The organism is Methylobacterium sp. P3_A11 (genome assembly GCF_056403155.1).
The window spans coordinates 1-25,122 of record NZ_JBFUGA010000067.1; the positions used below are offsets into that span (position 1 = coordinate 1).

The 25,122-nt window shown below is 71.5% G+C and carries 21 protein-coding genes; 8 read left to right on the forward strand and 13 right to left on the reverse strand.

Annotated elements, in window-relative coordinates:
• Positions 1 to 843 precede the first annotated feature (843 nt).
• Positions 844 to 1,752 carry an NAD(P)-dependent oxidoreductase gene (locus AC1DXK_RS19975; RefSeq protein ID WP_457106482.1) on the forward strand — a complete coding sequence of 303 codons (909 nt, stop codon included), beginning with the start codon at positions 844 to 846 and terminating at the stop codon, positions 1,750 to 1,752.
• 25 nt (positions 1,753 to 1,777) lie between these two features.
• On the opposite strand, the gene AC1DXK_RS19980 is transcribed toward AC1DXK_RS19975, so the two are convergent.
• Together AC1DXK_RS19980 and AC1DXK_RS19985 are read right to left on the reverse strand one after the other, a co-directional pair.
• Positions 1,778 to 3,700, reverse strand: a complete 1,923-nt coding sequence (locus AC1DXK_RS19980; RefSeq protein WP_457106483.1) for an ABCB family ABC transporter ATP-binding protein/permease — start codon at positions 3,698 to 3,700, stop codon at positions 1,778 to 1,780.
• An 85-nt stretch (positions 3,701 to 3,785) separates the two neighbouring features.
• On the reverse strand, positions 3,786 to 3,998 hold the full coding sequence (locus AC1DXK_RS19985) for a DUF1127 domain-containing protein (RefSeq protein WP_457106484.1): 213 nt from the start codon (positions 3,996 to 3,998) through the stop codon (positions 3,786 to 3,788).
• Positions 3,999 to 4,102: 104 nt separating this feature from the next.
• On the opposite strand from AC1DXK_RS19985, the gene AC1DXK_RS19990 reads away from it, so the two are divergent.
• Positions 4,103 to 5,437 carry an aminotransferase-like domain-containing protein gene (locus AC1DXK_RS19990; protein WP_457106485.1) on the forward strand — a complete coding sequence of 445 codons (1,335 nt, stop codon included), beginning with the start codon at positions 4,103 to 4,105 and terminating at the stop codon, positions 5,435 to 5,437.
• A gap of 6 nt (positions 5,438 to 5,443) precedes the next feature.
• Here AC1DXK_RS19990 and AC1DXK_RS19995 read toward each other — a convergent pair whose 3' ends face one another.
• A complete protein-coding gene (locus AC1DXK_RS19995; protein WP_477298794.1) occupies positions 5,444 to 6,883 on the reverse strand; it encodes an Ig-like domain-containing protein in 1,440 nt (479 codons plus the stop codon).
• A gap of 226 nt (positions 6,884 to 7,109) precedes the next feature.
• Between AC1DXK_RS19995 and AC1DXK_RS20000 the strand changes: the two genes are divergently transcribed.
• Together AC1DXK_RS20000 and AC1DXK_RS20005 are read left to right on the forward strand one after the other, a co-directional pair.
• Positions 7,110 to 7,706: an LOG family protein gene (locus tag AC1DXK_RS20000; RefSeq protein WP_457106486.1), complete on the forward strand. Its 597-nt coding sequence runs from the start codon at positions 7,110 to 7,112 to the stop codon at positions 7,704 to 7,706.
• 54 nt (positions 7,707 to 7,760) lie between these two features.
• Positions 7,761 to 9,548 (forward strand): methanol/ethanol family PQQ-dependent dehydrogenase, encoded by a 1,788-nt coding sequence (locus AC1DXK_RS20005; RefSeq protein ID WP_457106487.1) that lies wholly within the window; start codon positions 7,761 to 7,763, stop codon positions 9,546 to 9,548.
• On the opposite strand, the gene AC1DXK_RS20010 is transcribed toward AC1DXK_RS20005, so the two are convergent.
• Positions 9,502 to 10,431: a LysR family transcriptional regulator gene (locus AC1DXK_RS20010; RefSeq protein ID WP_457106488.1), complete on the reverse strand. Its 930-nt coding sequence runs from the start codon at positions 10,429 to 10,431 to the stop codon at positions 9,502 to 9,504. The genes AC1DXK_RS20005 and AC1DXK_RS20010 overlap by 47 nt on opposite strands.
• 92 nt (positions 10,432 to 10,523) lie before the next feature.
• On the opposite strand from AC1DXK_RS20010, the gene AC1DXK_RS20015 reads away from it, so the two are divergent.
• Positions 10,524 to 11,405, forward strand: a complete 882-nt coding sequence (locus tag AC1DXK_RS20015) for an aldo/keto reductase family oxidoreductase (protein WP_457106489.1) — start codon at positions 10,524 to 10,526, stop codon at positions 11,403 to 11,405.
• Between the two features lie 158 nt (positions 11,406 to 11,563).
• On the opposite strand, the gene AC1DXK_RS20020 is transcribed toward AC1DXK_RS20015, so the two are convergent.
• The 7 genes from AC1DXK_RS20020 to AC1DXK_RS20050 all read right to left on the reverse strand — a co-directional run bounded on the left by AC1DXK_RS20020 (position 11,564) and on the right by AC1DXK_RS20050 (position 18,735).
• Positions 11,564 to 12,793, reverse strand: a complete 1,230-nt coding sequence (locus AC1DXK_RS20020; RefSeq protein ID WP_457106490.1) for an ABC transporter substrate-binding protein — start codon at positions 12,791 to 12,793, stop codon at positions 11,564 to 11,566.
• A gap of 268 nt (positions 12,794 to 13,061) precedes the next feature.
• The gene (locus tag AC1DXK_RS20025) at positions 13,062 to 13,949 is read right to left on the reverse strand and encodes a beta-keto acid cleavage family enzyme (protein WP_457106491.1); all 888 of its coding nucleotides are present in this window, start codon (positions 13,947 to 13,949) and stop codon (positions 13,062 to 13,064) included.
• A gap of 17 nt (positions 13,950 to 13,966) precedes the next feature.
• Complete coding sequence (locus AC1DXK_RS20030) at positions 13,967 to 14,725, reverse strand: SDR family NAD(P)-dependent oxidoreductase (RefSeq protein WP_457106492.1); 759 nt, start codon at positions 14,723 to 14,725, stop codon at positions 13,967 to 13,969.
• On the reverse strand, positions 14,722 to 15,672 hold the full coding sequence (locus AC1DXK_RS20035; protein ID WP_457106493.1) for a 3-hydroxyacyl-CoA dehydrogenase family protein: 951 nt from the start codon (positions 15,670 to 15,672) through the stop codon (positions 14,722 to 14,724). Before AC1DXK_RS20035 ends, AC1DXK_RS20030 begins: the two co-directional genes overlap by 4 nt.
• Before the next feature lie 66 nt (positions 15,673 to 15,738).
• Positions 15,739 to 16,590, reverse strand: a complete 852-nt coding sequence (locus tag AC1DXK_RS20040) for an AAA family ATPase (RefSeq protein WP_457106512.1) — start codon at positions 16,588 to 16,590, stop codon at positions 15,739 to 15,741.
• Between the two features lie 244 nt (positions 16,591 to 16,834).
• Positions 16,835 to 17,479 carry a hypothetical protein gene (locus AC1DXK_RS20045; protein WP_457106494.1) on the reverse strand — a complete coding sequence of 215 codons (645 nt, stop codon included), beginning with the start codon at positions 17,477 to 17,479 and terminating at the stop codon, positions 16,835 to 16,837.
• On the reverse strand, positions 17,476 to 18,735 hold the full coding sequence (locus AC1DXK_RS20050; RefSeq protein ID WP_457106495.1) for an ATPase: 1,260 nt from the start codon (positions 18,733 to 18,735) through the stop codon (positions 17,476 to 17,478). The genes AC1DXK_RS20045 and AC1DXK_RS20050 overlap by 4 nt, the downstream gene beginning before the upstream one ends.
• A 313-nt stretch (positions 18,736 to 19,048) precedes the next feature.
• Here AC1DXK_RS20050 and AC1DXK_RS20055 point away from each other — a divergent pair, with 313 nt between their 5' ends.
• Positions 19,049 to 20,893 (forward strand): cation:proton antiporter domain-containing protein, encoded by a 1,845-nt coding sequence (locus AC1DXK_RS20055; protein WP_457106496.1) that lies wholly within the window; start codon positions 19,049 to 19,051, stop codon positions 20,891 to 20,893.
• 616 nt (positions 20,894 to 21,509) lie between these two features.
• Positions 21,510 to 22,532 (forward strand): helix-turn-helix domain-containing protein, encoded by a 1,023-nt coding sequence (locus AC1DXK_RS20060; protein WP_477298788.1) that lies wholly within the window; start codon positions 21,510 to 21,512, stop codon positions 22,530 to 22,532.
• A 59-nt stretch (positions 22,533 to 22,591) separates the two neighbouring features.
• Here the strand turns inward: AC1DXK_RS20060 and AC1DXK_RS20065 are convergent, their stop codons facing one another.
• Complete coding sequence (locus tag AC1DXK_RS20065) at positions 22,592 to 22,999, reverse strand: hypothetical protein (RefSeq protein WP_457106498.1); 408 nt, start codon at positions 22,997 to 22,999, stop codon at positions 22,592 to 22,594.
• A 335-nt stretch (positions 23,000 to 23,334) separates the two neighbouring features.
• On the opposite strand from AC1DXK_RS20065, the gene AC1DXK_RS20070 reads away from it, so the two are divergent.
• Positions 23,335 to 24,510: a vWA domain-containing protein gene (locus AC1DXK_RS20070; RefSeq protein WP_477298790.1), complete on the forward strand. Its 1,176-nt coding sequence runs from the start codon at positions 23,335 to 23,337 to the stop codon at positions 24,508 to 24,510.
• A gap of 181 nt (positions 24,511 to 24,691) precedes the next feature.
• On the opposite strand, the gene AC1DXK_RS20075 is transcribed toward AC1DXK_RS20070, so the two are convergent.
• Entirely contained in the window at positions 24,692 to 25,012 is a 321-nt protein-coding gene (locus AC1DXK_RS20075) for a 2Fe-2S iron-sulfur cluster-binding protein (RefSeq protein WP_457106500.1), read from the reverse strand.
• Between the last annotated feature and the right edge of the window lie 110 nt (positions 25,013 to 25,122).

Genomic DNA, 25,122 nt, shown 5'->3' on the forward strand with positions numbered 1-25,122 from the left:
GCATTTCCTCCACCCCGCCGGGCTGACTGCCGCCCGGTCTCACGCCCGCCTCCGAGACACGCCCCGCACCGGTCGCGCCGCCCGGGGCGATGGCGGCTGAGAGCCACCGACGCGGGCGCCGCCCCGTCCCCGGATCCGCCCGGTCAGCCACCGCACGGACCCCCGAAGGACGCCCCGGGATCGCTCCCGAGGCGCCGTGGACAGGTGGCGGCTTATGGGCACAAAATAGGAACATTGTCAAGATCAACGCGCCGTGGGACGCCGCGACGCGTGCGGGTCAGGCGCGGGTCCCCTCGCCCGTGCGGGCTGCGCTGGTCACGCATCCGGGTCGGACACGGGCGCTGGCGGCCGAGCGCGACGCGCCCCCTCTCCCGTGTGGGAGAGGGTTGGGGTGAGGGGCACGACGCGTCAGGATCGAGCACGCGGTCGACGGGCGGGTCCGTCGCGCTTTCTGCGGAGGCCGCACATCCCTCACCCTGTCCCTCTCCCGCAGGGGAGAGGGGACCCGCGCCTCGTCCTCGAGCCGCGTTGCCGCGGCAGATGTGGGAATCCGTTAGGCCGCACGGGAGAGCGGGCGCATGGCGCCTTACCCGATCGGAAACGCCCGCGGTCCCGGTCGTTGCCGCACGATCGGGCGCGGTCCGGGAGCCGCCGTCCGAGCCGGGTCCCGGCCTGGTGGCGCGCCCAGATCCCGGATTCCGCCCGCGGCGCCCCGGGACGACGCGCATCCCACGAATGCCGGGGGCCGGGGCTGGAAGACGGCCCCGTCTGGCGACATGCTGGCGCGGCGCCTCCCCCGCCCGGACGGGCGRGCGGCCGGACACTCGGAACAGGGACAACCGCATGGCTGCGCGCATCGCCCTCCTCGGCCTCGGCGCGATGGGGCATCCCATCGCCCGCAACCTCGCGGCCAAGCGGGATTCCGACGCCGAGACGCTCGTCGCGATCGATTCCGATCCGGGGCGCCTCGCCGGCCTCGACGCGCCGGGCCTCGTCGCCACCACCGATCCCGGCCGGGCCGGCGGTGCCGACGTGCTGGTCCTGTGCCTGCCGAACGGCGACGCGGTCGAGGCGGCGCTGTTCGGCACCGACGCCCTGGCCGAGCGCCTCGCCCCGGGGGCGGTCGTGATCGATCTCAGCACCATCGCGCACGCCAAGGCCCTGGCGATCGGCCGCGCCGTGGCGGCGACCGGGCGGTCCTTCGTCGACGCGCCGGTCTCCGGCGCGCCGGCCGGCGCCGAGGCCGGGACGCTCACCGTGATGTGCGGCGGCGAGGCCGGGGCGGTGGCGCGGGTGCGTCCGCTGCTGGAGCGGATCGGCACCACCATCCTCCATATGGGGCCAGCCGGGTCCGGCCAGCTCACCAAGACGATCAACAACCTGCTCTACGACATCAACATCGCGGCGCTCGCCGAGGTGCTGCCCATGGCGGTGGCCATGGGGCTCGACCCGGATCAGGTCGCCGAGGTGGTCACCACGGGCACGAGCCGCAGCTACGCGGCGCAGTACTTCGTGCCGCGCATCCTGCAGGGGCGCTTCAACGAGGGCTACCCGATGGGGGCGGCCTACAAGGACCTCGTCGCCGCAGCGGCGATCGCGGCGGAGAACGGCTTCCCCATGCCGGTGACGGCGGCGGCCACCGCCACCTACCAGACCGCCCTGCGTCAGGGCCACGCCGACAGGGACAAGGGCGCGATGGTGCTTCCGTTCGAGGAATTGCTCGGGGTCAGGGTGCGGGGACGGCCGCGCTGAGCGCCGCAGCGCGGCTGGGCGTCCCCTATTCCGCGGGTTCCGTCTCCGGCACGGCGCCGCGTCCCGCGCGCACCGGCACCACCGGCGCATCGGCCCGCTGGAGCACCTCCAGGGCGGCATCGGCCTCCCGCTGGCGGTCCCAGAGCGCCGCGTAGACGCCGCCGGCCTCCAGCAGCTCCGCATGGGTGCCCCGCTCGACGATGCGGCCGTGGTCGAGGACCAGGATCGCGTCGGCGTTGACCACCGTCGACAGGCGATGGGCGATCACCAGGGTGGTGCGGCCGCGGCTGACCCGGTCCAAAGCCGCCTGGATCTCGGCCTCGGTGAAGGAATCGAGCGCCGAGGTCGCCTCGTCGAGCACCAGGATCGGTGGTGCCTTGAGGATCGTGCGGGCGATGGCGACCCGCTGCTTCTCGCCGCCCGAGAGCTTCAGGCCGCGTTCGCCCACCGGCGTGTCGTAGCCCTCCGGAAGGCTCGAGACGAAGCGGTCGATCTGGGCGAGCCGGGCCGCCTCGCGCAGCTCCGCGTCGGTGGCGTCGGCGCGGCCGTAGCGGATGTTGTAGCCGATCGTGTCGTTGAACAGCACCGTGTCCTGCGGGACCATGCCGATCGCCGCCCGGAGCGACGCCTGCGTCACCGCGGCGATATCCTGCCCGTCGACGCTGATCCGACCGGCCGACGGTTCGTAGAACCGGAACAGCAGGCGCGAGAGGGTGGACTTGCCCGCCCCTGACGGCCCGACCACCGCGACCGTCTGGCCCGCCGGGATCTCGAAGGAGACGCCGCGCAGGATCGGCCGCTCGGGATTATAGGCGAAGCGCACGTCCTCGAACCGCACCGTGCCGCCCGCCACCGCGAGGGGCGCGGCGCCCGGCCGGTCGGCGATCTCGGGATTCTGCCCAAGGATGCGGAACATGTCGTCGATGTCGATCAGCGCCTGTTTGATCTCCCGGTAGATCATCCCCATGAAGTTGAGCGGCATCGCGAGCTGCACCAGCATGGTGTTGGCGAGCACGAAGCCGCCGATCGTCGTGCGCCCGGCCAGGATGTCGCGCGCCGCGAGCCACATCACCACGGTCATGCCCAACGTGAAGATCGCCGCCTGCCCGGCATTGAGCACCGCCAGCGAGACGTAGGTCTGCGTCGAGGCCTTCTCGTACTTGGCCATCGAGACATCGTAGCGGGACGCCTCGCGGGCCTCCGCGCCGAAATACTTCACCGTCTCGTAGTTTAGCAGCGAATCGACCGCCTTGGTGTTGGCGTCCGTGTCGGACGCGTTCATCCGGCGGCGGATGGCGATCCGCCACTCGGTCGCCTTGTAGGTGAAGGCCAGGTAGGCCGCGACCGTCAGGAACGCGGTCGCCGCGTAGGTCCAGCTGAACTCGTAGGCCAGCACGCCGAGCACCAGCACGAACTCGACGATGGTCGGCACGAGCGTCAGCACCATCAGGCGCGACAATTCCTCGATGCCGGCGCGGCCGCGCTCCAGCACGCGGGTCAGGCCGCCGGTCTTGCGCTCCAGGTGGAAGCGCAGGGACAGCCGGTGCATGTGCTCGAAGGTCTGGAGCGCCAGCCGCCGGACCGCGTGCATTGCCACCTTGGCGAACAGCCCGTCGCGCATCTGGGTCAGCGCCGCCATGGCGATCCGCGAGACGCCGTAGAGGGCGATCAGCAGCATCGGCGCCGCGAGCAGCCCCGTGGGCACCGGCGCGTCCGTCCCGCCGACCGCCGCCACCAGCGCGTCGGTGATCCATTTGAAGGTGAACGGCGTCACCATGGTCACCAGCTTGGCCGCCAGCAGCAGGCCGAAGGCCAGGAAGACCCGGCGCTGCAGGTCGGGCCGGCCATGAGGCCAGAGATGCGGCCAGAGCCGGCGGTAGGTGGCGATCAGGCCGGGGCGCTCGGCCGGGGGAAGCGGCCCGGCCTGAGGCACGGTCTTGTCGGTCATGCGGGTTCTGTCGGGAGGTGTGGTGAGCCCCGCATATAGGCCCGGGATCGCCCGGGATCACCCGCGCTGCGTGCAGAGCACCATCTCAGGCCCGCCAGAACGGCTTCGCGATCTCGGCGCGCAGGTCCCACGGCTCCAGGCCGGCATCCCGGGCCTGGTCGGGATGGAGCGCCGCGAGGGCGCGCCGGGTACGGATCCGCTGCAGCCAAGTCCGGACCAGGGATGGCCGGACCAGGGATGGCCGGAGCACGGCCGGGCGACGGGGGACGGAGGACGAAGACAGTGTGACGGCGGGCATCGCAGACGATCCGGTGGCGGGGATGCAGTCCGGCCGGGATTGCTGGCGGAGCATTGATCCGATACACATCTCGGATCAATCGAAACATTGAACTCGGAGCAATGATGCGCGCCGCGGATTACCGCTCCGTCGCCGACGCGATCGCGGCCGACATCGCGGCGGGCCGGCTGCGCCCCGGCGCGCGGCTGCCGCCGCAGCGCGACTTCGCCTACGCGCGGGGCATCGCGGTCTCGACGGCGAGCCGCGTCTACGCCGAACTGGCCCGCCGGGGGCTGGTGACCGGCGAGGTCGGGCGGGGCACCTATGTCCGCAGCGATCCGGGGCAGGCCGGCCTGCTCCGCCCGGAGCCGCCCGCCGCGGCCCTCGACCTGCAGCGGACCCATTCGCGGCTGCCGGAGCAGGAGGCCGTCCTGGCCGAGACCCTGGCGGCCCTGGCGCGCGGGGACGGCCAGATCGGCTTCAGCCAGTACGGGCCCGCCGGGACGCCCGGGGCGCAGGCCGTCGCGGCCGCGTTCCTGGCCCGCGACGGCTATGCCCCCGACCCGGCCGACATCCTATTCACCGGCAACGGCCGGCAGGCGCTGGCCGCGGCCCTGGCGGCCCTGGCGGCGCCCGGCGAGCGGATCGGCTGCGAGCCCCTGACCTACCCGGGTGTGAAGGGCATCGCGGCACGGCTCGGGATCACGCTGATCCCGCTGGCGATGGACGCCGAAGGGGTCTCTCCCGACGCGCTCCTCCAGGCCCACCGGGCGACGCCGCTGAGCGGCGTCTATCTCCAGCCGACCCTGCACAACCCCCTCGGCGCCACGATGGGGCCGGCGCGGCGGGCCGCCCTGGCGGAGGTCCTGGACCGGACCGGGCTGACCGCCATCGAGGACGCGGTCTACAGCTTCCTCGTCGAGGCGCCGCCGCTCGCCGGCCTCGTGCCCGACCGGGTGATCTTCGTGGACAGCCTGTCGAAGCGGGTGATGCCGGCGCTGACGGTCGGCCTGATCGCCGCGCCCCCTACCTTCACCGACCGGCTCGCGGCCTCCGTCCGCCAGGGGGCCTGGACGGTGCTCGGCCTGTCCCTCGCGGCCGGCATGCACTGGATGGCGGGGGGCTCGGCCGCGGCGCTGGCCGGGGCCAAGCGCCGGGACGCCACGGACCGGCAGGCCCTCGCCCGGGCAGCCTTGGCCGATCTGCGGGTGGTCGGCGATCTCCACGCCTACCACCTCTGGCTGGAACTGCCCGAGACCTGGCGGGCCGAGGCCTACGCGGCCGCGGCCCTGCGCCAGGGCATCGCCCTCCTCCCGGCCTCGGCCTTCGCGGTCCATCCCGGCCACGCGCCGAACGCCGTGCGCCTCGCCCTGGCGGCCCCGTCGCGGGACGACCTCGACCGGGCGCTGCGGACCCTGCGCCGCCTCGCCTTCGCGGGGGACGATCAGGTCGTGGAGTGACGGCGCTCAGCCGCGCTTGTCGACCGGCAGCACGAAGATCTGGCCCGGATAGATCAGGTCCGGATCGCGGATCTGGTTCTGGTTGGCGTCGTAGATCACCGTGTAGCGCTCGCCGCGGCCATAGGTGCGCTGGCTGATCCGCCAGAGGTTGTCGCCGCGGGTGATCCGGGCCGTGCTGATCTCGGGCACGAACACCGCCCCGGCCCGGACGGGACCCGCCGTCTCCGCCGCCAGATGGCTCGGGTCGGAGGCCGGGGGCGATCCCGCGGCGGTCCCGTCCCGGGCCGGGGCGTCGGCCCCGCTCCGGTGCGCCCCGTCCCGCATGCCGTTCGCGGCGGGCGGTGCCGATGCCGGCGCGGCGGCCTCCCCGGCGGCGACCTGCGCCGGCTCGGGCACCGAGAGGGGCACCTCGGCGCGGCCGGCGACCTTCCCGGTGGACGGATCGACCTGATCGATCCGCACCTGGTACTGGCCGGGCCTGATCCCGCGTCCGATCGTGAAGCTCGCCCGTCCGTCCGGCCCGATCTGGCCCGGGGCGATCAGCGTGTCGTTGAGGTAGAGCTGGATCTTCGCCCCCGGAGCGCCGGTCGCCGTCACGAACAGGCGGCCGCTCCCCTGCACGTCCACGCTGACGATCCGGGTCGGCGTCCCGCCTCGGGGCGCGGCGACCGCGCGGGTGTTGCCGTGTCCCGGCGATTGGGCCGCCGGTGCCGCATCGGCGACCCTGGCGCCCGCCGTCGTTTCCGGCGCCCCGGGCTGCGACAGCACCACGGTGGCGGCATCCGGGGCGGTCAGGGCCACGAGGGGCTGGCGGTCCCGGCCGGGGGCGACGTCCACCGCGACGCTCTGCTGCGACTCCGCCGCGCGCCCGTCCTTGCCGGTCATGCGCAGGCGGATCTCGCTCGCTCCCGCCGGCAGGGCCGGCGGGACGATGGCGAACTGCCCGTCCGCGTCGGCGGTCGCCCGGGCCACGGCCTTGCCGCCGACCAGCATCTCGATCGTGGAACCCGGCGCCCCGCGGCCGGCCACCACGGTGTCGCCGTTCGGCTCGACGCGGACGATGTCGAAGCGCGGCGCTTCGGTCGCGTCCGCCCGGGGCGCCTGCGGGCTCATGCCCGTCCCGCCCTGCGGCGCCGCGGGCGCGCCGTCGCGAGAAGGTTGCCCGCGCGTGGCCGTGTCGCCCGCCCCCGGCACCGGCCCGGATCCCGACCGGCCCGGCTTGTCGTCGCGGAAGTCGATGGACGGGTCGGCGCGGCCGGCGAGGGTGCCGGGATCGGCGAGGCTGCGCAGGTCGCCGCGCGGTGCGGTGGCCGCGGGCGTCTCCGCACCGGGCCGGCCGGTCAGCCGCCGCAGGGACTCGCCGCCGAACAGCGCCAGCACGAGTCCCAGTCCGCCGAGAAGGCCGGCGAGCGCCAGGGCGAGACTGCGCCGCACCTGTCCCGACATCGCCACGAAGGCCTCCCCTGATCCTGCCGCCGCCCGTCGGGCGGATCCCCGCCCACGCGAAAACCGTCGACGGCGCCGCCCATAATACCGTACATGGTGCCCACACCAAGCCGTCCTGCCGCCCAGGCGGGTGAATCCCGCGCGAATTCAGCACTTTGGCACGTGGAGTGCCGGGCGCGGGGCTCTGTCCGGACGGCTCGCAACGGACGCGCGAGGAGGGTGCCGGATGGCCCCGGTGAGGACAGTCTGTGTCTATTGCGGCTCCGGCTTCGGCCGTGATCCGGCCTTCCGCGAGGCCGCCGAGATCCTCGGGACCGCGGTCGCGCAGGCCGGGATGGGCCTCGTCTACGGCGGCGGCGATGTCGGCCTGATGGGCACGGTGGCGCGGGCGGCGCTCGCCGCCGGCGGCCACGTCACCGGCATCATCCCGGACTTCCTCCAGGCGCGCGAGCACATGCTGGCGGACATCCAGGAGACCGTGGTGGTGTCCGACATGCACACCCGCAAGCGCCTGATGTTCGAGCGCTCGGACGCGTTCGTGACCCTGCCGGGGGGCATCGGCACCCTCGAGGAGCTGGTCGAGCAGCTGACCTGGGCGCAGCTCGGGCGGCACCGGAAGCCGGTGGTGCTGGTCTCGGTGGCGGAGTTCTGGTCGCCGCTGCTCGCCCTGTTCGAGCACATGCGCGGCCACGGATTCATCCGCGAGGGCCTCGATCTCAGCTACCTCGTCGCCCGCGAGGCGGCCGAGGTGGTGCCGATGCTCCGCGAGGCCGGCCACGAGCCGGACCCCCAGGCCGAGACCATCGTCCGGCAGCGGATGTAGGCGGCTCCGCCGGCCCCGGCGCACCGCCGACCGCGCGGCGAGAGGATGTTCAGGATGCGCGCTTCGATCCTCGCGGCCCTGCCGCTCGCCGGCCTCGCCGGCGCGGCCGCGGCCGGCCCGTCGCCGGTCCTCCAGACCCTGGACTACGCCAACACCCGCTATTCGAACCTGACGCAGATCGATGCCGGCAATGTCGGCCGCCTGAAGGTCGCCTGGACCTTCTCGACCGGCGTGCTGCGCGGCCACGAGGGCGCGCCGATCGTGGTCGGGCACGTGATGGTCGTGCACACGCCCTTCCCCAACGTGGTCTACGCCCTCGACCTCGACCAGGGCGGGAAGATCCTGTGGCGCTACGCCCCGCGGCAGGACGCGGGCGTCATCGCCGTGATGTGCTGCGACACGGTCTCCCGCGGGCTGGCCTATGCGGACGGCCGGCTGTTCCTGCAGCAGGCCGACACCACCGTGGTGGCCCTCGATCCGGAGACCGGGCGGGTGCTGTGGTCGGTGAAGAACGGCGATCCGGGCCGGGGCGAGACCAACACCGCCACGGTCCTGCCGGTCCACGGCAAGCTCATCGTCGGGCTGGCGGGGGGCGAGTACGGGGCGCGCTGCCACGTCACCGCCTACGATCAGGCCAGCGGGAAACGCCTCTGGCGCGCCTACGCCACCGGGCCGGACGCCGACATGCTGGTCGATCCGGAGGCGACGACCGAGTTCGGGCGCCCGATCGGCACGGATTCCTCGCTCAAGAGCTGGGAGGGCGACCAGTGGCGGACCGGCGGTGCCTGCAGCTGGGGCTGGTTCTCGTATGACCCGGACCTGAACCTCGTCTATTACGGCACCGGCAATCCCGCGACCTGGAACCCGAACCAGCGCCCGGGCGACAACCGGTGGGCACAGGCGATCATCGCCCGCGACGCCGATACCGGCATCGCCCGCTGGGTCTACCAGATGACCCCACACGACCAGTGGGACTATGACGGCGTCAACGAGATGATCCTCACCGAGCAGGTGATCGACGGCCGCGCGCGGAAGGTGCTGACCCATTTCGACCGCAACGGCTTCGGCTACACCCTGGACCGGGCCACCGGCGCCTTGCTGGTGGCGGAGAAGTTCGACCCCACGGTCAACTGGGCCAGCCGGGTCGAGATGGATCCGGCCGCGCCGGGCTACGGCCGGCCGGTGGTCGACAGGCGCTACGCGCCGGGCGAGGCCGACGAGGACGAGACCACGAAAAACATCTGTCCCGGGGCGCTGGGCGCCAAGAACCAGCAGCCCGCGGCCTACTCGCCGCTGACCCGGCTGTTCTACGTGCCGACCAACCACATGTGCATGGATTACGAGGCGTTCCGGGTCACCTACACGCCCGGCCAGCCCTATGTCGGCGCGACGCTCACCCTGCACCCGCCGGAGGGCACCGACCGGACCGGGGCGTTCATCGCCTGGGACGGCGCGAAGGGCCGGATCGCCTGGACGATCCCGGAGCCGTTCTCGGTCTGGTCGGGGGCGCTCGCCACGGCGGGCAACGTGGTCTTCTACGGCACGCTGGAGGGCGCCCTGAAGGCGGTGGATGCCCGGGACGGGCACGAGCTCTACCGGTTCAAGACGCCGTCCGGCATCGTCGGCACCGTCACCACCTACCTGCACGCCGGGAAGCAGTACGTGGCGGTGCTCTCCGGGGTCGGCGGCTGGGCCGGGATCGGCCTGGCGGCCGGGCTCACCGACCCGGCCGACGGTTCGGGGGCGGTCGGYGGCTACGCGGCCCTGTCGCAGTACACCGCGCCGGGCGGGCAGCTCACGGTGTTCGAGCTGCCGGACCCGGCACCGCCGGCCGAGCACTGACGAAGTCCACGAAGGCGCGCAGCGGCGCCGGCAGGAGCCGCCGGCCCGGATAGTAGAGGAACGGCCCGGAGAAGGCCTGCCACCAGGGCTCCAGAACCGGCTCCAGGGCGCCGCTGTCGAGAAGCGGCCGAAGCCAGTCCTCGAACACGTGGATGATCCCGGTTCCCGCGACCGCGGCCGCGACCGCGAGGTCGCTGGCGCCGACCCGCACGATCAGCGGCCCGGACGGATCCACCCGGACGATGTCGCCGTCGCGCTCGAACTCCCAGGGCGCCGTCAGGGCGCCGCTCGGGAACCGGCCGAGCAGGCAGGCATGGTCCAGGAGGTCCCGCGGGTGGTCCGGCCGGCCGCGCCGGTCGAGATAGGCCGGCGACGCCGCGGTGGCGAAGCGCTGCCGCCGGGGGCCGATCGGCACGGCGATCATGTCGAGTTCCAGCCGCTCGTCGTAGCGGATGCCGGCGTCGCAGCCCGCCGCTAGCACGTCCACGAACCCGTCCTCGACCACCACCTCCAGGCGGATCTCCGGATAGGCCGCCAGGAAGGGCGGCACGAGCGCCGGCAGCACCAGCCGGGCCGCGCTCAGCGGCACGTTGAGCCGCAGCGTCCCGGCCGGCCGGTCGCGGAACCCGTTCACCACGTCGAGGGCGGACTCCACCTCGGCGAGCGCCGGCCCGAGCCGCTCCAGCAGGCGAGCGCCGGCCTCGGTCGGCGCGACGCTGCGGGTGGTGCGGTTCAGGAGGCGCACACCCAGGCTCGCCTCCAGCCGGCGCACGGCCTCGCTGAGGCTCGACGCGCTCGCACCGCCCGCGCGGGCGGCCTCGCGAAAGCCGCCGGCCCGCGCCACGGTCACGAAGGCGGCGAGGTCCGAGAGATCCTGGGTCATCGTTCGAGAATCCGCACGGCCCGTGCCGATTGTCACGACTTATCGGCCTAACCGGTGCGGTCTACATCCGGGCCGCCAACAGGAGATTTGCCATGTCCGCCACCACCACCGATATCACCCAGGCCGGCACGTTCCAGCTCGGTGACCGGACCGTGAAGCGGCTCGGCTACGGGGCCATGCAGCTCGCCGGACCCGGCGTGTTCGGGCCGCCCAGGGACCGCGCCGCCGCGGTCGCGGTGCTGCGCGCGGCGGTTGCCGCGGGCGTCGACCACATCGACACCAGCGACTTCTACGGGCCGCACGTCACCAACCGGATCATCCGGGAGGCGCTGCACCCCTATCCGGAGGATCTCGTGATCGTCACCAAGGTCGGCGCCAAGCGCGGGGCCGACGCGTCGTGGAACCCGGCCTTCTCGGCCGCGGACCTCACCCAGGCGGTCCACGACAACCTGCGCAACCTCGGCGTCGACGTCCTCGACGTGGTCAACCTGCGCCTGATGTTCGACATCCACGGCCCAGCAGAGGGGTCGATCGAGGCGCCGCTCACGGTGTTGGCGGATCTCCAGCGCCAGGGGCTGATCCGCCGGATCGGCCTGAGCAACGCCACGCGGCGTCAGGTCGCGGACGGGCGCCGGATCACCGACATCGTCTGCGTCCAGAACCAGTACAACCTCGCCCACCGGGGCGACGACGCCTTCATCGACGACCTCGCCGCGTCGGGCATCGCCTACGTGCCGTTCTTCCCGCTGGGCGGGTTCAGCCCGCTCCAGGCGGAGACCCTGTCCGAGGTGGCGGCGGGGCTCGGCGCGACGCCGATGCAGGCGGCGCTCGCGTGGCTGCTGCGCCGGTCGCCCAACATCCTGCTGATCCCGGGGACGTCGTCCCTCGGCCACCTGCGCGAGAACCTCGCGGCGGCGGAGCTTCGCCTGCCGGAGGAGGCCATGGCGGCGCTGGATCGGATCGGGGCGGCGTGAACGGTTTCCGTTCGGACGCTCAGGTCGCGGTATCCCTCCCCGTCATCACGAGCGGAGCGACGTGACCCAGGGCAGCGCGACGACGGTCGGCGTCGCGCCGTCTGGATTGCTTCGCTCCGCTCGCAAAGACGGCGATGCCGGAATGATCGACCCGACGCCTACTTCGCCGACATGCCGGCCAGCATCGGGCAGCCGCCTTCGCTCATCGGGCGGAACGCCTGCTCGGCCGGGATCGTCTCCAGCACCTTGTAGAGGTCCCACTCGCCCTTCGACTCGGACGGCGCCTTGGCCTCGAACAGGTACATCGGGTGGATCTTCCGCCCGTCCGGCCGGATCGTGCCCTTGCCGAACAGCGGGTCGTCGGTGGGCAGTTCCTTCATCTTGGCGACCACGGCGGCGCCGTCCTTGGCCGAGTGCAGGGCCGCCACCGCCTTCAGGTAGTGGAGCGTGCTGGCGTAGACGCCGGCCTGATAGGAGGTCGGCTTCTTGCCGGGCATGCGCTTCTCGAAGCGCTCCGCGAAGGCGCGGGTGCCGTCGTTGAGGTCCCAGTAGAACGAGGCCGTGAAGTCGAGCCCCTGCGCCACCTCCAGGCCCAGCGAGTGGATGTCGGTGATGGCGATGAGCAGGGCCGCGAGGGTCTGGCCGCCCTGGCGGACGCCGAATTCGTGCGCCTGCTTGATGGCGTTGGCGGCGTCGAGCCCGGCATCGGCGAGCCCGATCACCTGGGCGCCCGATCCTTGCGCCTGGAGCAGGAACGAGGAGAAGTCCGGGTTCGGGAACGGCGTGCGCACGCCCCCGACGACCGTGCCGCCGTTCTTCTCCACGACCGCCTTGGTGTCCCGCTCCAGGGCGAGGCCGAAGGCGTAGTCGGCGGTGATGAAGTACCAGCTCTTGCCGCCGCGCTTGAGGATGGCCTTGCCGGTGCCGTTGGCGAGCGCCGCGGTGTCGTAGGTCCAGTGCACGGTGTTGGGCGTGCAGGCCGAGCCGGTGAGGTCGGCGGTGCCGCCGCCCGAGTTGATGAAGGCCTTGTTCTTCTCCTTGGTGATCTGCGCGATGGCCAGCGCCACCGAGGAGGTCGGCACGTCGAACACCGCGTCGACGCCGTCGCGGTCGTACCATTGCCGGGTGATCGAGGCCCCGACATCCGGCTTGTTCTGGTGGTCGGCGGAGACGACCTCGACCTTCAGCCCATGTTCCTCCGGCTTGAAGTCCTCGACCGCCATGCGGGCGGCCACCACCGAGCCCTCGCCGGTGGAGTCGAAGTAGACCCCGGAGCGGTCGTTCAGCACGCCGATCTTCACCGGCACGAGGTCGGCCGCGAAGGCGGCACCGGCGCCGAGCGCGCACAGACTCCCGAGCAGCCGCGCGGCGCGGTGGCGGAGCGTCATGTCTCTCTCCCTGTTGTGTGAACGCGGCGGCGTTGATCGCGGCTCGCGGTCGTCCGGATGCAGCGTATCCGCGGAGGGACGCGGCCGGAACGGGCGCGCGTGAGGATGCCGGCGATCCGTCAGGGTCGCCCCGCCCCGCTCGAGGTGCCACCCCCGTCTTTGCGAGCGGAGCGAAGCAACCCAGCCGGCACCACGATCACGGATGTCCCGCTGCCCTGGGTCACGTCGCTGCGCTCGTGATGACGGGTGAGCGACGGCAATCGGACTCTCAACCGCCCCGCGGCGCCAATCCGAAGATCGCCCGCGCCTGATCGGGCGTGGCCGGCTCCCGGTCGATGTGGGCCAGCAGGCTCACGGCCTTCTCCACCAGGGCGGCGTTGCTCGGCGCGAGCGTGCCGCGGGACAGGTACAGGTTGTCCTCCAGCCCGACCCGGACGTTGCCGCCCATCCCGGCCGCCACCGCGAGGATCGGGAACTCCTCACGGCCGATGCCGAAGGCCGACCAGACCGCGTCCTCCGGCAGCCGGGCGCGCATCGCCACCAGGGCCTCCGGCGTCGCCGGCGCCCCCCAGGGGATGCCGAGGCAGATCTGGAACAGCGGCGGCCGCGCCAGGTGCCCCTCGGCGATCAGGTGCCGGGCCAGCTCGATCTGGCCGAGGTCGAACACCTCGATCTCGGGCTTCACGCCCGCGTCGCGGATGTGACCGGCCATCGCCCGCAGGTGCGCGGGGGTGTTGAGGAACAGGTGCTCGCCGAAATTCATCGTCGCGACGTCGAGGGTGCAGATCTCGGGCTTGAGGGCCGCCACGTGCCGGGTGCGGGCCTCCGGTCCCACGAAGGTGGTGCCCGGGCCGGCCACGGCCGGGTCGGGGTCGCCGGGCACGAACCGGCCCCCTGCCCCCGTGGTCAGGTTGAGGATCACGCTGTCGTTCTGGTCGCGGATCCGCTCCACCACCTCGCGGTAATGGGCGAGTTCCATGCTGGGGGCGGCGGTCTCGGGATCGCGGACGTGGATGTGGACCACGGCCGCCCCCGCGGCGGCGGCCTCGAGGGCCGACTGCGCGATGGCCTTCGGGCTCACCGGCACCGCCGGGTTCTTCCGCGGCGTGTCGAAGGAGCCCGTGAGGGCGCAGGTGATGACGGTGGTGCTCGACATGTGTGTCCTCCCCGGGCTCAGATGGCCCCGCCGTCGACCGTGAGGGTCTCGCCGGTGATGTAGGCGGCGCCCGCGCCCAGGAAGAAGATCGTCTCGGCGATGTCCTCCGGCCGGGACATGCGGCCGAGCATGGTGCGCCCCACGGTCGAGGCCTTGCGCTCCTCCGACCAGGGCTCGGTCCAGGGCGTGGCGACGAGGCCCGGCGCCACCGCGTTGACCCGCACGTCGGGCGCCAGCGCCCGGGCGAGGCTGCGGGTCAGGTTGATCAGCCCGGCCTTGCTGGCCGAGTAAGCCACCGACGAGCCGCGCCGGCCGAGCCCGGCCACCGAGGCGGTGTTGACGATGGCGCCGCGGCTCGCCTTGAGGGTCGCGGCCGCGGCCCGGGCGCAGCGGAACGGCCCGAGGAGGTTCGTCGCCAGGATCGTCTGCCAAAAGTCCTCGGTCATCGCGTCGAGGTCCTCGAAGGCGATCGGTGTGGTCGTGCCCGACGTCCCGGCATTGTTGACGAGCACGTCGAGGCCGCCGAGCCGGTCGATCCCGGCCGCCACCATCGCCTCGGCCTCGCCCGCCCGCGACACGTCGCCGGGCAGCGCGATCACCGAGAATCCGGCTCCGGCGAGCCGGGCGGCCTCGTCGGGGCCGCGGGCATCGTCGGGCAGGTGGTTCAGCGCCACCATGGCGCCGTTGCGGGCGAAGATCTCCACCGTCGCCAGCCCGATGCCCGACGAGGCCCCGGTGACGAGGACGCGCCGTCCCGACAGATCCGCTGCGATCATGATCCCTCCATCCGGCCGATCCCGGCCATCGCCGCCTTGAGCGCCAGGAGCTTGCGGTCGCGCTCGCGGAACAGCTCTTCCGGCGGCCGCCCGCCCCAGTCGAAATAGCCCTTGCCGGCCATCACCCCGGTCCGGCCCTCGGCGCAGAGGGCGTCGAGGGTCTCTGAGCGGGTCCGCGGGGGCGGCGGCGCGTAGCTACCGTTGGCCAGCGCCCGCTGGGTCAGCTCCAGGCCGGTGAAATCCGCCTTGGCGAGGTGGCCGAGGATCGGGATGCGTAAGGAGAGCCCGTGGATGATCGCGTCGTCGATGTCCTTCGGCGCGGCGACGCCCTCGTCGAGGAGGCGGAACACCTCGGCGCTGATCGCCTGCTGGATGCGGTTGGCGACGTAGCCCGGGATGAAGCGCTTCAGCACGATCGGGACCTGGCCCAGGCCGCGCACGAACTCGGCCATGGCGGCGACCACCGCCGGATCCGTCCCGGGTCCCGGCACCACGTCGACGAGGTCGACGATGTAGGGCGGCGTGTACCAGTGCAGGATCAGCGCCCGCGCCTGCCGGCGCTCCGGGATCAGCGGGAAGACGTCGAGGTAGCTGGTGTTGCTGGCGAGGATCGCGTCGGCCGCGCAGAGCCGGTCGAGCTCGGCGAAGAGCGCGCGCTTGGCCTCTGGGTTCTCGGTGATCGCATCGATCACGAGGCCCGCGCCGTCCACCGCGGCCTCGAGTTCCGCCTCGACCCGGACGGCGCGCGCCAGCCGGTCGGAATCCCAGCCTTCGGGGGCGGCGCCGGCCTCCCGCAGGGTCGCGAGGGCCGAGTCCATGAGGGCGGGCACCCGCGCGCGGGTTTCCGGTTGCGTGTCGGTGATCCGCACGCCGTGCCCGCCGAGCGCCAGCACCAGGGCGATGCCGTGCCCCATCAATCCGCCGCCGACGACCGCGATCTCGCCCATGCCGCACGCTCCCTATCCCTGCCCCGGGCTCCTCTCGCGGGAGTCCTCGGGTCTTGCTTCCGTCGCTCAGCCGCCGCGCTGGTCCCGGCGCATCATGAAGGCCAGCTTCTCGAACAGGCTGACATCCTGCTCGTTCTTGAGGAGCGCCCCGTGCAGCGGCGGGATCAGCTTGCGGCCGTCCTGCTCGCGCAGGGTCTCGGGGGCGATGTCCTCGGAGACGAGGAGCTTCAGCCAGTCGAGCAGCTCCGAGGTCGAGGGCTTCTTCTTGAGGCCCGGCACCTCGCGCATCGCCAGGAAGGTCCGCAGGGCCTCCTCGACGAGGCGGTGCTTGATGGCCGGATAGTGGACGTCGACGATGCGCTGCAGCGTCTCGGCGTCGGGGAACTTGATGTAGTGGAAGAAGCAGCGGCGCAGGAACGCGTCCGGCAGCTCCTTCTCGTTGTTCGACGTGATGATCACCACCGGCCGGCGCACGGCCTTCACGGTCTCGCCGGTCTCGTAGACGTGGAACTCCATCCGGTCGAGTTCGGTCAGCAGGTCGTTGGGGAACTCGATGTCGGCCTTGTCGATCTCGTCGATGAGCAGGACCGGGCGCTCGGGCGCGGTAAAGGCCTCCCAGAGCTTGCCGCGCCGGATGTAGTTGGAGATGTCCGAGACCCGCTTGTCGCCGAGCTGCGAGTCGCGCAGGCGCGAGACCGCGTCGTATTCATAGAGCCCCTGCTGCGCCTTCGTGGTCGACTTGATGTTCCAGACGATCAGCGGCGCGCCGAGCCCCTTGGCGATCTCCTCGGCCAGCACGGTCTTGCCGGTGCCGGGCTCGCCTTTCACGAGGAGCGGCCGTTCCAGGACCACGGCGGCGTTGACCGCCGCGGTGAGGTCGGGGGTCGCGACGTAGGTCTCGGTTCCGGAAAAGCGCATCATGGTCTCGGAGAGGTGGACTCGGGCCGACGGGTAACGCGGGGCGCGGGCGGCCCGCAAGCGCCGTCCCTGTCTGATCGACCCAGTCGGCTCCGGCTGATGCGCCCGCCGAATGGTCCGCGCCGTCATCACGAGCGAAGCGAAGTGACCCAGAGCAGCGGGACGTCCGGAGGCGTCGCGGCGCCCTGGATTGCTTCGCTTCGCTCGCAAGGACGGGACGGCGGAGCCTCAGGGGGAGCCAGCGTCAGCCCTTCTCGTGCCAGACGCAGTTCCGGGCCAGGATCTCGAGGTTCACGTCCGACTTCTGCGGCTGCGGCAGGGTCTTGCCGTCCATGGCGAGGTCGATCTTGATCTCGACCTGACCCTTCGCCTCGGCTGTGCGGCGGGAGAAGTAGCAGTATTGCTGGTAGGGCTGATCGGCGCTGTCCTTGAAGTTCCAGCCGGTCACGATCTGCCCGTCGAGGTAAGGAACCTGCTTGAACACCGTGAAGGTGGTGTTCACCGTCGCCTTCGAGGCCGGGGCCGCGTCGCTGCCGAGCTGCGCCTTGGTGGGGGTCGGCGAGGCGGCGGCGACCTTGGGCAGGCCCTCGAGCTTGAGGGTGTTGTCGGTCAGCGTGACCTCGCCCTTGGTCTTCAGCGTCACGTCCGAGAGCGCGGCCTGCATGGCGGCGGCGATCTTCTCGGCGGCGGTGTCGAACCGGTTCAAGGTCGCCCAGCCATAGGCCGCCGCCCCGATGCCGATGCCGGCGAGGCACGCGAAGGCGCCGAAGCCCAGAGCCCGGAACAGGAAGGCCCGGGCGGCGACGTAGCTCGAATCCGCCCGCAGGCGGGAATTCACCTGCTGGGCGAGGGCGATGTTCTCGGGGGTCCCGCTCGCGACGTAGTTCATGCGCCGGCTCCAGCGGCAGGGAGGGTCGAGCCCGGATGGGTCTGGTTCGGCAGCGCCTGCTGGCCCTGGGCCGGGCGGTTCATCGGGATCACCGCGCCCGACGCGTTGGCGGCCCGCGGCAGCATCGGCTCGGGGTTCGAGCGCAGGGCGTCGGCGATCGCGTCGAGCATGTAGGGGGCCGCCTCCGGGTTCACGGCGGCGCCGAGGTCGTCCTCGTCCATGAAGGTCCGGCGGGTCGAGACCGCGCAGAGCGCCAGGATCGTCGACGCGAAGGCCGCGCAGACCGCGGGCAGGAACACGAAGATCCGCAGGAAGGCGTGGACCTGGCTCTCGGTCACGTCGATCGGGTCGACGCCGTAGACCATGGCGGTGAAGGAGTGGAGCTGCGAGCGGTTGACCGCGTTGCGGTAGCCCTGCTCGGCATCGGCCACGCGCCGGTCGGCGGCGCCGGGATCGAGGGCGGCGCGCGCCTTGCGGGCCTCCTCCAGGTCCTTGATCATCCCGGCGCGGTCGGCCGACGCCTTGGCGACGCCCTGGGACAGGGCGGCGACGCGGGGGTCGGCCACGCATTTCAGGTTCTGGTACTTCCGGCCCTTGCTGTTGGTGCCGAACACCCGCTCGCAGCGCTGGGCCGGCAGACCGGCGAGCTGCTGGGCGTTGTCGGCGGAGCGCTTCTCGATCTGGTCGAGTTCGGACGTGTACTGGGCCACGCGCTCGTCCGCCGCCTTGATCCGGTCGCCGATCGTGGCGCGGTCGGCCTGGGCGTCCTTCAGGGCGGTCTTGGTCCGGGCCGCCTCCATCAGGCGGGGATGGAACATCATCTCGCCGAGCTGTGACACCGACTTGGTGGTCACGCCCGCCGCGAAGATGATGCCGAGCACGGCGAGGCCGCGCACGAAGTGCGAGCGCTGCGTGCGGGCCAGGATGCCGAGCGGCACGCGGCACAGCTCGACGGCGGCGTAGACCAGCGGCGCCAGCAGCATGAAGTAGAAGGCGTGCCAGTCGCCGTCGCTGTAGACGCCCGCGAACAGCCACGCGCCCCAGAGCGAGGCGCCGATCACCATGAACTCGACGAGGTACGCGATCGCCACGTAGCCCCACTTGATCCGGTAGCCCTTCTCGACGTGGCGCTGGTGGCGCCAGCGGTCCGATTCGAGCTTCCACTCGCGCTTCTCGCGGTCGAGATCGCGGCTGGGGAGCGCTGTCGGGCCGGAGAATATCGATTTGAGGGAGATCATCGGCCTCGTCGCATCCATCGGGTCCAGTCCCGGGTCCGGCCGGGCCGAGCTTAACCCCCGGTTTACTCGGGCGTGTATGGGCGCATTGTGCCGATTTTGAGCCGGGTTGCACGCACCCGCCGGACACATCCGCCGCGCGATCGCCCGCGGCATCGCCCGGGTGACGTAAATGTCTCACCCGATCGACGTATCCGGCTTGTGTCGGAGCGCACCTGCGCCGGCCCGTTCCGGGCCTGAAAGCGGTTGCCCGCAGCACAGCGACGACCCATGATCGCGAAGCCGTGATCGGCGCCCCCCACAGCCCCGAGAGACGAGGTTCGATCCGCCGCCGATGCCAGAGGTCCACGCCGGCTCCTACAAGGAAGCGATCCTGTTCCTCGTCACGGCGGGCATCGTCGTGCCGCTGTTCCATCGCCTGCGGATCTCGCCGGTGCTCGGCTTCATCGGCGCCGGCGCCCTTCTGGGGCCGTTCGGTCTTGGCCGCCTGGCTGATGCCCACCCCTACGTGCACCTCTTCACCATCGGCAACCGGGCCGAGATCGCGCACCTCGCCGAGTTCGGTGTGATCTTCCTGATGTTCATGATCGGGATCGAGCTGTCCTGGGAGCGCCTGCGGGTGCTGCGCCGGCTGGTCTTCGGCCTCGGGTCCCTGCAGGTCGGCTGCTCCGCGCTGATCCTCGGGGCGATCCTGTACGGGCTCAGCGTGCCGCTCACCGGCGCGGCGATCGTCGGCATCGGCCTCGCCCTGTCGTCCACCGCCGTGGTGCTGCCGGTGCTGGCCGAGCAGAAGCGGCTCAACGCGCCCACCGGCCGGACCAGCTTCGCGGTCCTGCTGTTCCAGGATCTGGCGGTGGCGCCGGTCCTGTTCGCCATCGCGGTGCTCGGCCGCGACGACGGCGGCGACAAGGGCTGGGCGCTGGCCATGGCGCTCGGCCAGGCCGCCATCGCGCTGGTCCTGATCGTGGTCGCGGGCCGCCTCGCCCTGCGCCCGCTGTTCCAGCTGGTGGCGCGCACGCGCTCCACCGAGCTGTTCATGGCCGCCTGCCTGCTGGTCATCGTCGGCACGGCGCTGACCGCGGCGGCGAGCGGCCTGTCGATGACGCTCGGCGCCTTCGTGGCCGGCCTGCTCCTCGCCGAGACCGAGTACCGGCGGGCGATCGAGGCGACGATCGACCCGTTCAAGGGCCTGCTGCTCGGCGTGTTCTTCGTCTCGGTGGGCATGAACCTCGATCCGGCCCAGCTCATGGCGAGCCCCGGCGCGATCCTCGGCCTGTCCCTGGCCCTGGTCCTGATCAAGGCCGCCGTGGTGATGATGGCGGCCCCCGTCCTGAAGATCCCCCGGCCCGTGGCCCTGGAGACGGCGCTGCTGCTCGGGCCGGGCGGCGAATTCGCCTACGTGCTGATCGGCGGCGCCATGGCCACCGGGCTGGTGCCCGAGGAGGTCGGGGCCGCCGCCCTGGTGGTGACCACCGTCACGATGATCATGATCCCGGCGCTGGCCGCGATCGGCCGGCGGCTCAAGCTGCGCGCCACCGCCCACGCCCAGGCGGCCACCAAGGCCGAGCCGCTGCCGGAGCGGTTGGAGAACCGGGTGATCGTCGCGGGCTTCGGCCGGGTCGGCCGCCAGGTCGGCGAGATGCTGGAGCGGCACAAGATTCCGTACATCGCCCTGGATTCCGACGCGGCCCGGGTCGCCGAGCAGCGGCGCTCCGGGGCGCCGGTCTATTTCGGCGACAGCGGCAACACCGAGATCCTGCGCCGCTGCGACATCGCCACGGCCCGGGCTCTGGTGGTCACCCTGGACAACCCGCGCGCCGTCGAGGCGGCGGTGACGGCCGCCCGTGCCGAGCGCCCGGACCTGACCATCGTCGCCCGCGCGCGCGACGCCCGCCACGCCTCATCGCTCTACGAACTCGGCGTCGACGACGCGGTCCCGGAGACGATCGAGGCCTCGCTGCAACTGTCGGAGGCGGTGCTGGTGGATGTCGGCGTCCCGATGGGRCTCGTCATCGCCTCGATCCACGAGCGCCGGGACGAGTACCGCGCCCTGCTGAAGAAGCGCGAGAACGAGGCGAAGCCGATCTTCCGGGCGCGCCGGACCGTCGGCAAGGCCCTGGCCAAGCCCCCCGCCAAGCGGGAGCCCGAGCGGCAGGAGGCGGCCGGCCAGGAGGCGTGAGGGCGGCCTTCCGCGGTCGCCGCCGGAGCGCCGCGACGCGCGCGGCCGCGATGGTTCGCGGCCCGGCAGGAGCGGCGCGATCGCGCGCGGGGCCGACCCGACCGTCCCCGCGTCGTTCAGATCCCGCCTAGCGGACGGCCTCGAGGCTGTCCGGGCGGTCCCGCGATCGAAAAGGCAATTCGGGCGCGGCCCGCGGAAGAGCGATGTCTTCTCCTGCGCGAAGGGCCTGCCGGCCGGGGCCGTGATCAACGCTGCACCCCTGTCGGTCGGATTCCAAATCCCTCAGCGGCCCCAGCGCCGGCCGGCCTGCCGCCGCCGCGCGCGGGTGACGCACTACGTCTGATCACATCTGCGTGATATCTGGTTTGTCCGTTTAGTATTATATTCGATGACGGAATTCATCTTGCAGGGATCTGATGCTGGAATTCGATCGGGGGCGGCCGACGCGGTTCAGCAAATACAATCGATGCGTTGTTCCGATCGATTGTATTTATATTGATTTGAGGGCGAGATTTGCACTTTGATGAGAAGGGCTATTCGATTCTAGGGGTACGTCAGCTGCCAATATCGAACCGGTCAGCGGGAGACCGGGCAGCCGGGGCTCGGGTAGGCGGCGATGGGCGACAGGCAGGAATGGGATCACGGCGGCAAACACGACCGCATCATCGCTCGGCACGCGACCTTCAGCATGAGCACCGACGACGTGCCGCGGCATGCCAGCTTCGAATACTGGGAACATGCCTGCCGAAACGCCGTCGGCCTATTCGAATTCGTCGATTATGTGCGGAAAGATTTCCGCGCTGGGCTGGACATGTTCGCGATCGACACCATCAAGGTGTGCCACTATTCCGGCGTCGCCCACACTATGGAGCGGCGGAAAAGTCATCTCCGGTCGTCGGATACGGATGATTACAACATCATCCTCGGATCGCGGCGGACCTGGAACTTCGCGCAAGGCCGCTACCAAGAGGCCGTTTCGGGCGGCATCTCGCTCATCGACAATGCCCAGCCCTACGTGGGGGCTCACCCCGAGGGGCTCGACGTTGTCAGCTTCCTCATCCCGCGCGCGATCCTGGACCGGGCTCTTGGACCGAGCCGCCACGCCGTCGGATCGTCGATCACCACCGCGCAGACGAGCTTCCCGATCGTCGCGGGGTATCTTCATTCCCTCGTCGAGCACGGCGCACTGCTCGATCCTGCCCGTCAGGCGCGCATGGCCTCGGTCGCCGTCGAACTCCTCGCGGCGGGTTTCGCCGAGCGGCTGGCGGTCGATCTGCCCCGGTCCCTCAGTGGAGCCGCGATCCTGTGCCGGGCGCAGGCCTTCATCACCGAGCACATCGGCGTCGAGGGCCTTTCGATCAACGATGTCGCGGCCGCCCTCAACATCTCGGTCCGCCGGATTCAGGAAGTGGCCAGCGCGGAGAACGTCGCGCTCATGGACTGGATGTGGGAGCGCCGTCTGCAACTGGCGCGCGCCAAGCTCGCCGATCCGACCAACGGCGTCGTGCCGATCGGGCTCAACGCGTATCAATGCGGGTTCGCCAGCCAGGCCCACTTCTCCCGCCGCTTCAAGGAGCGCTTCGGGCAGACGCCGACCGAGTTCAAAGTGTTGGCCGTCTTCCAGCGGCAGCGGCATTGAGGGACCTCTGCGACCGCCGGCGCGCCGTGGGCGCCGGCGATGCGTCCGCATTCCGCCGCTCAGATCAGGACGGGATGCGCATCCTCGTGCTTGGCCTGCCGCGCCACGCGGCTGCGGGGGGCCGGCTCGAACCCGTCGGCGAAGCTGCAGCGGTAGACCAGTTCGTCGGCTGGCCCGAGGCCGGTGACCAGGGGCACCGTCACGGTGTCGCCGGAGAAGCGCCAGCCGCGGGCGCCCTTGTCCCAGTACAGCCAGACCGTACCCGGATACCCGCGAAGGGTGAAGACCGCGGCCTTGCGCGACAGGGCCTGCACCGCCCGCGGGGCGTACATGCCCTTGTCGCGATACGCGTCCCGGGTCGCTTCCGGCTGGCGATCCATGAAGGTGTTGCGCACCAGCTGAATCGTCGCCCCCGGCTTCCCGAGAAACCGCTTGAATTCCGTCAGATTCCGCAGGATGACCGCCATCGCAGGTCTCCTCGCTAGCCCGGTGTGGGCCGCGTCGCCGCGTCCGCACACACTCGATGTGACGAGTTGAGCGATTCCCATGACCGATTGAGTGACTGCACGAGGCTTGTCCGGTCACATATCAACAGATTCGACGACTTATACCCAGGTTATGAGTCCCATCGGCGTGCGGAGACTCGCTCAGCCCCCGGAATCCGCGGCTTCGACAGCACTGAATCTTGTCGGCCATCGCCGAAGACTCGACATCGGCCGGTGAAAGTCCCGCTCCGCTTGGCGCGGACCGGACCGATTCGTGCGGGCTTGACCCGGGCGCGCGGCTGGCGCGTTCTCCCGGCATGCTGCTGCAGTTCTTCACGGCCCTCCGGGACGCCAAGGTCCCCGTCTCCCTGAAGGAGTACCTGACGCTGCTCGGCGCCCYCGACCGGGGCCTCGCCGGGCACGACGTCGAGGCGTTCTACTTCCTGTCGCGGACGGCGCTCGTGAAGGACGAGGCGCATCTCGACCGGTTCGACCGGGTGTTCGGCACCGTGTTCAAGGGTCTGGAAAGCCTCGGCGCGGCGGTGGAGCCCACGGCCATCCCCGAGGAGTGGCTGCGGAAGCTCGCCGAGAAGTACCTGACCGAGGCCGAGAAGGCGGAGTTGAAGGCGCTCGGCTGGGACAGTCTGTTCGAGACCCTGAAGCAGCGCCTCGCCGAGCAGAAGGGGCGCCACCAGGGCGGCTCGAAATGGATCGGCACCGGCGGGACCTCGCCCTTCGGCGCCTACGGCTACAATCCCGAGGGGATCCGCATCGGCCAGGACGGCAACCGGAACTTCCGGGCGGTGAAGGTCTGGGACAAGCGCGAGTTCAAGGATCTCGACGACGACCGGGAGATCGGCGCGCGCACCATGCGCCTGGCGCTCCGGCGCCTGCGCTGCTTCGCCCGGACGGGGGCGGCCGAGGAGCTCGACCTCGACGGCACGATCCGCGCGAGCGCCCGCCAGGGCTACATCGACGTGAAGCTGCGGCCGGAGCGGCGCAATGCCGTGAAGGTGCTGCTGTTCCTGGACGTCGGCGGCTCGATGGACTGGCACATCGAGCAGGCCGAGGCGCTGTTCTCGGCGGCGCGCTCCGAGTTCAAGCACCTCGCGCACTACTACTTCCACAACTGTCCCTACGAGGCGGTCTGGACCGAGAACCGGCGGCGGCACGAGGCGAAGACGCCGCTCCTCGACGTGATCCGCACCTACGGCAGCGACTACCGGGTGGTCTTCGTGGGCGACGCCTCGATGAGCCCCTACGAGATCGCCACCCCCGGCGGCTCGGTCGAGCACTGGAACGAAGAGGCCGGCGCCGTCTGGATGCAGCGGCTCCTCGACCATTTCCCCAAGGTGGCGTGGCTGAACCCTGTGCCCGAGACCCACTGGGGCTACACCCAGTCGATCGGCATGATGCAGCGGCTGGTGGCGGGCCGGATGTTCCCCCTCACCCTGGACGGGCTGGACGCGGCGGCGCGGGCGCTCGTGCGGTGAGCGACAGGGTCACCGCATCACGGCATGGTGCGCTCCGACCCGCCGCTGCCGTCTTCGCGAGCGCAGCGAAGCAATCCAGCGGCGCTGCGCACATCAAGGTTGCGCTACCCTGGGTCGCTTCGCTGCGCTCGCGATGACGGCTGAGAGGGAGACGCCGGGAACGCCTTGAAGTGACGCCGGCTCAGCCCTGCTGGGACGGCGTCGTCACCACGAGGCCGTCGAGGTCCGGGGTGATCTTGATCTGGCAGGACAGGCGGGAATTCTCGCGCACGTCGCTGGCGAAATCGAGCATGTCCTGCTCCATGTCCTGGGCCTTGCCGACCACCTCGATCCACGCGTCGGCGACGTAGACGTGGCAGGTGGCGCAGGCGCAGGCGCCCCCGCATTCCGCGTCGATGCCCGGCACGTTGTTGCGCAGAGCCGTCTCCATCACGGTCGCGCCGACGCTGCCTTCGACGGTTCTTTCCGTCCCGGCGTGGTCGACGTAGGTGATCTTGGGCATGCTGGGGGCTCCGGGCTCGCGTCGGGCGCAATCTGTCCGACGGGCGGCGTGCCTGCTTGGCGGCAGAGACCGCGGAATGCAAGCGCGGCGGTAGGCGCCCGTCGCGGATC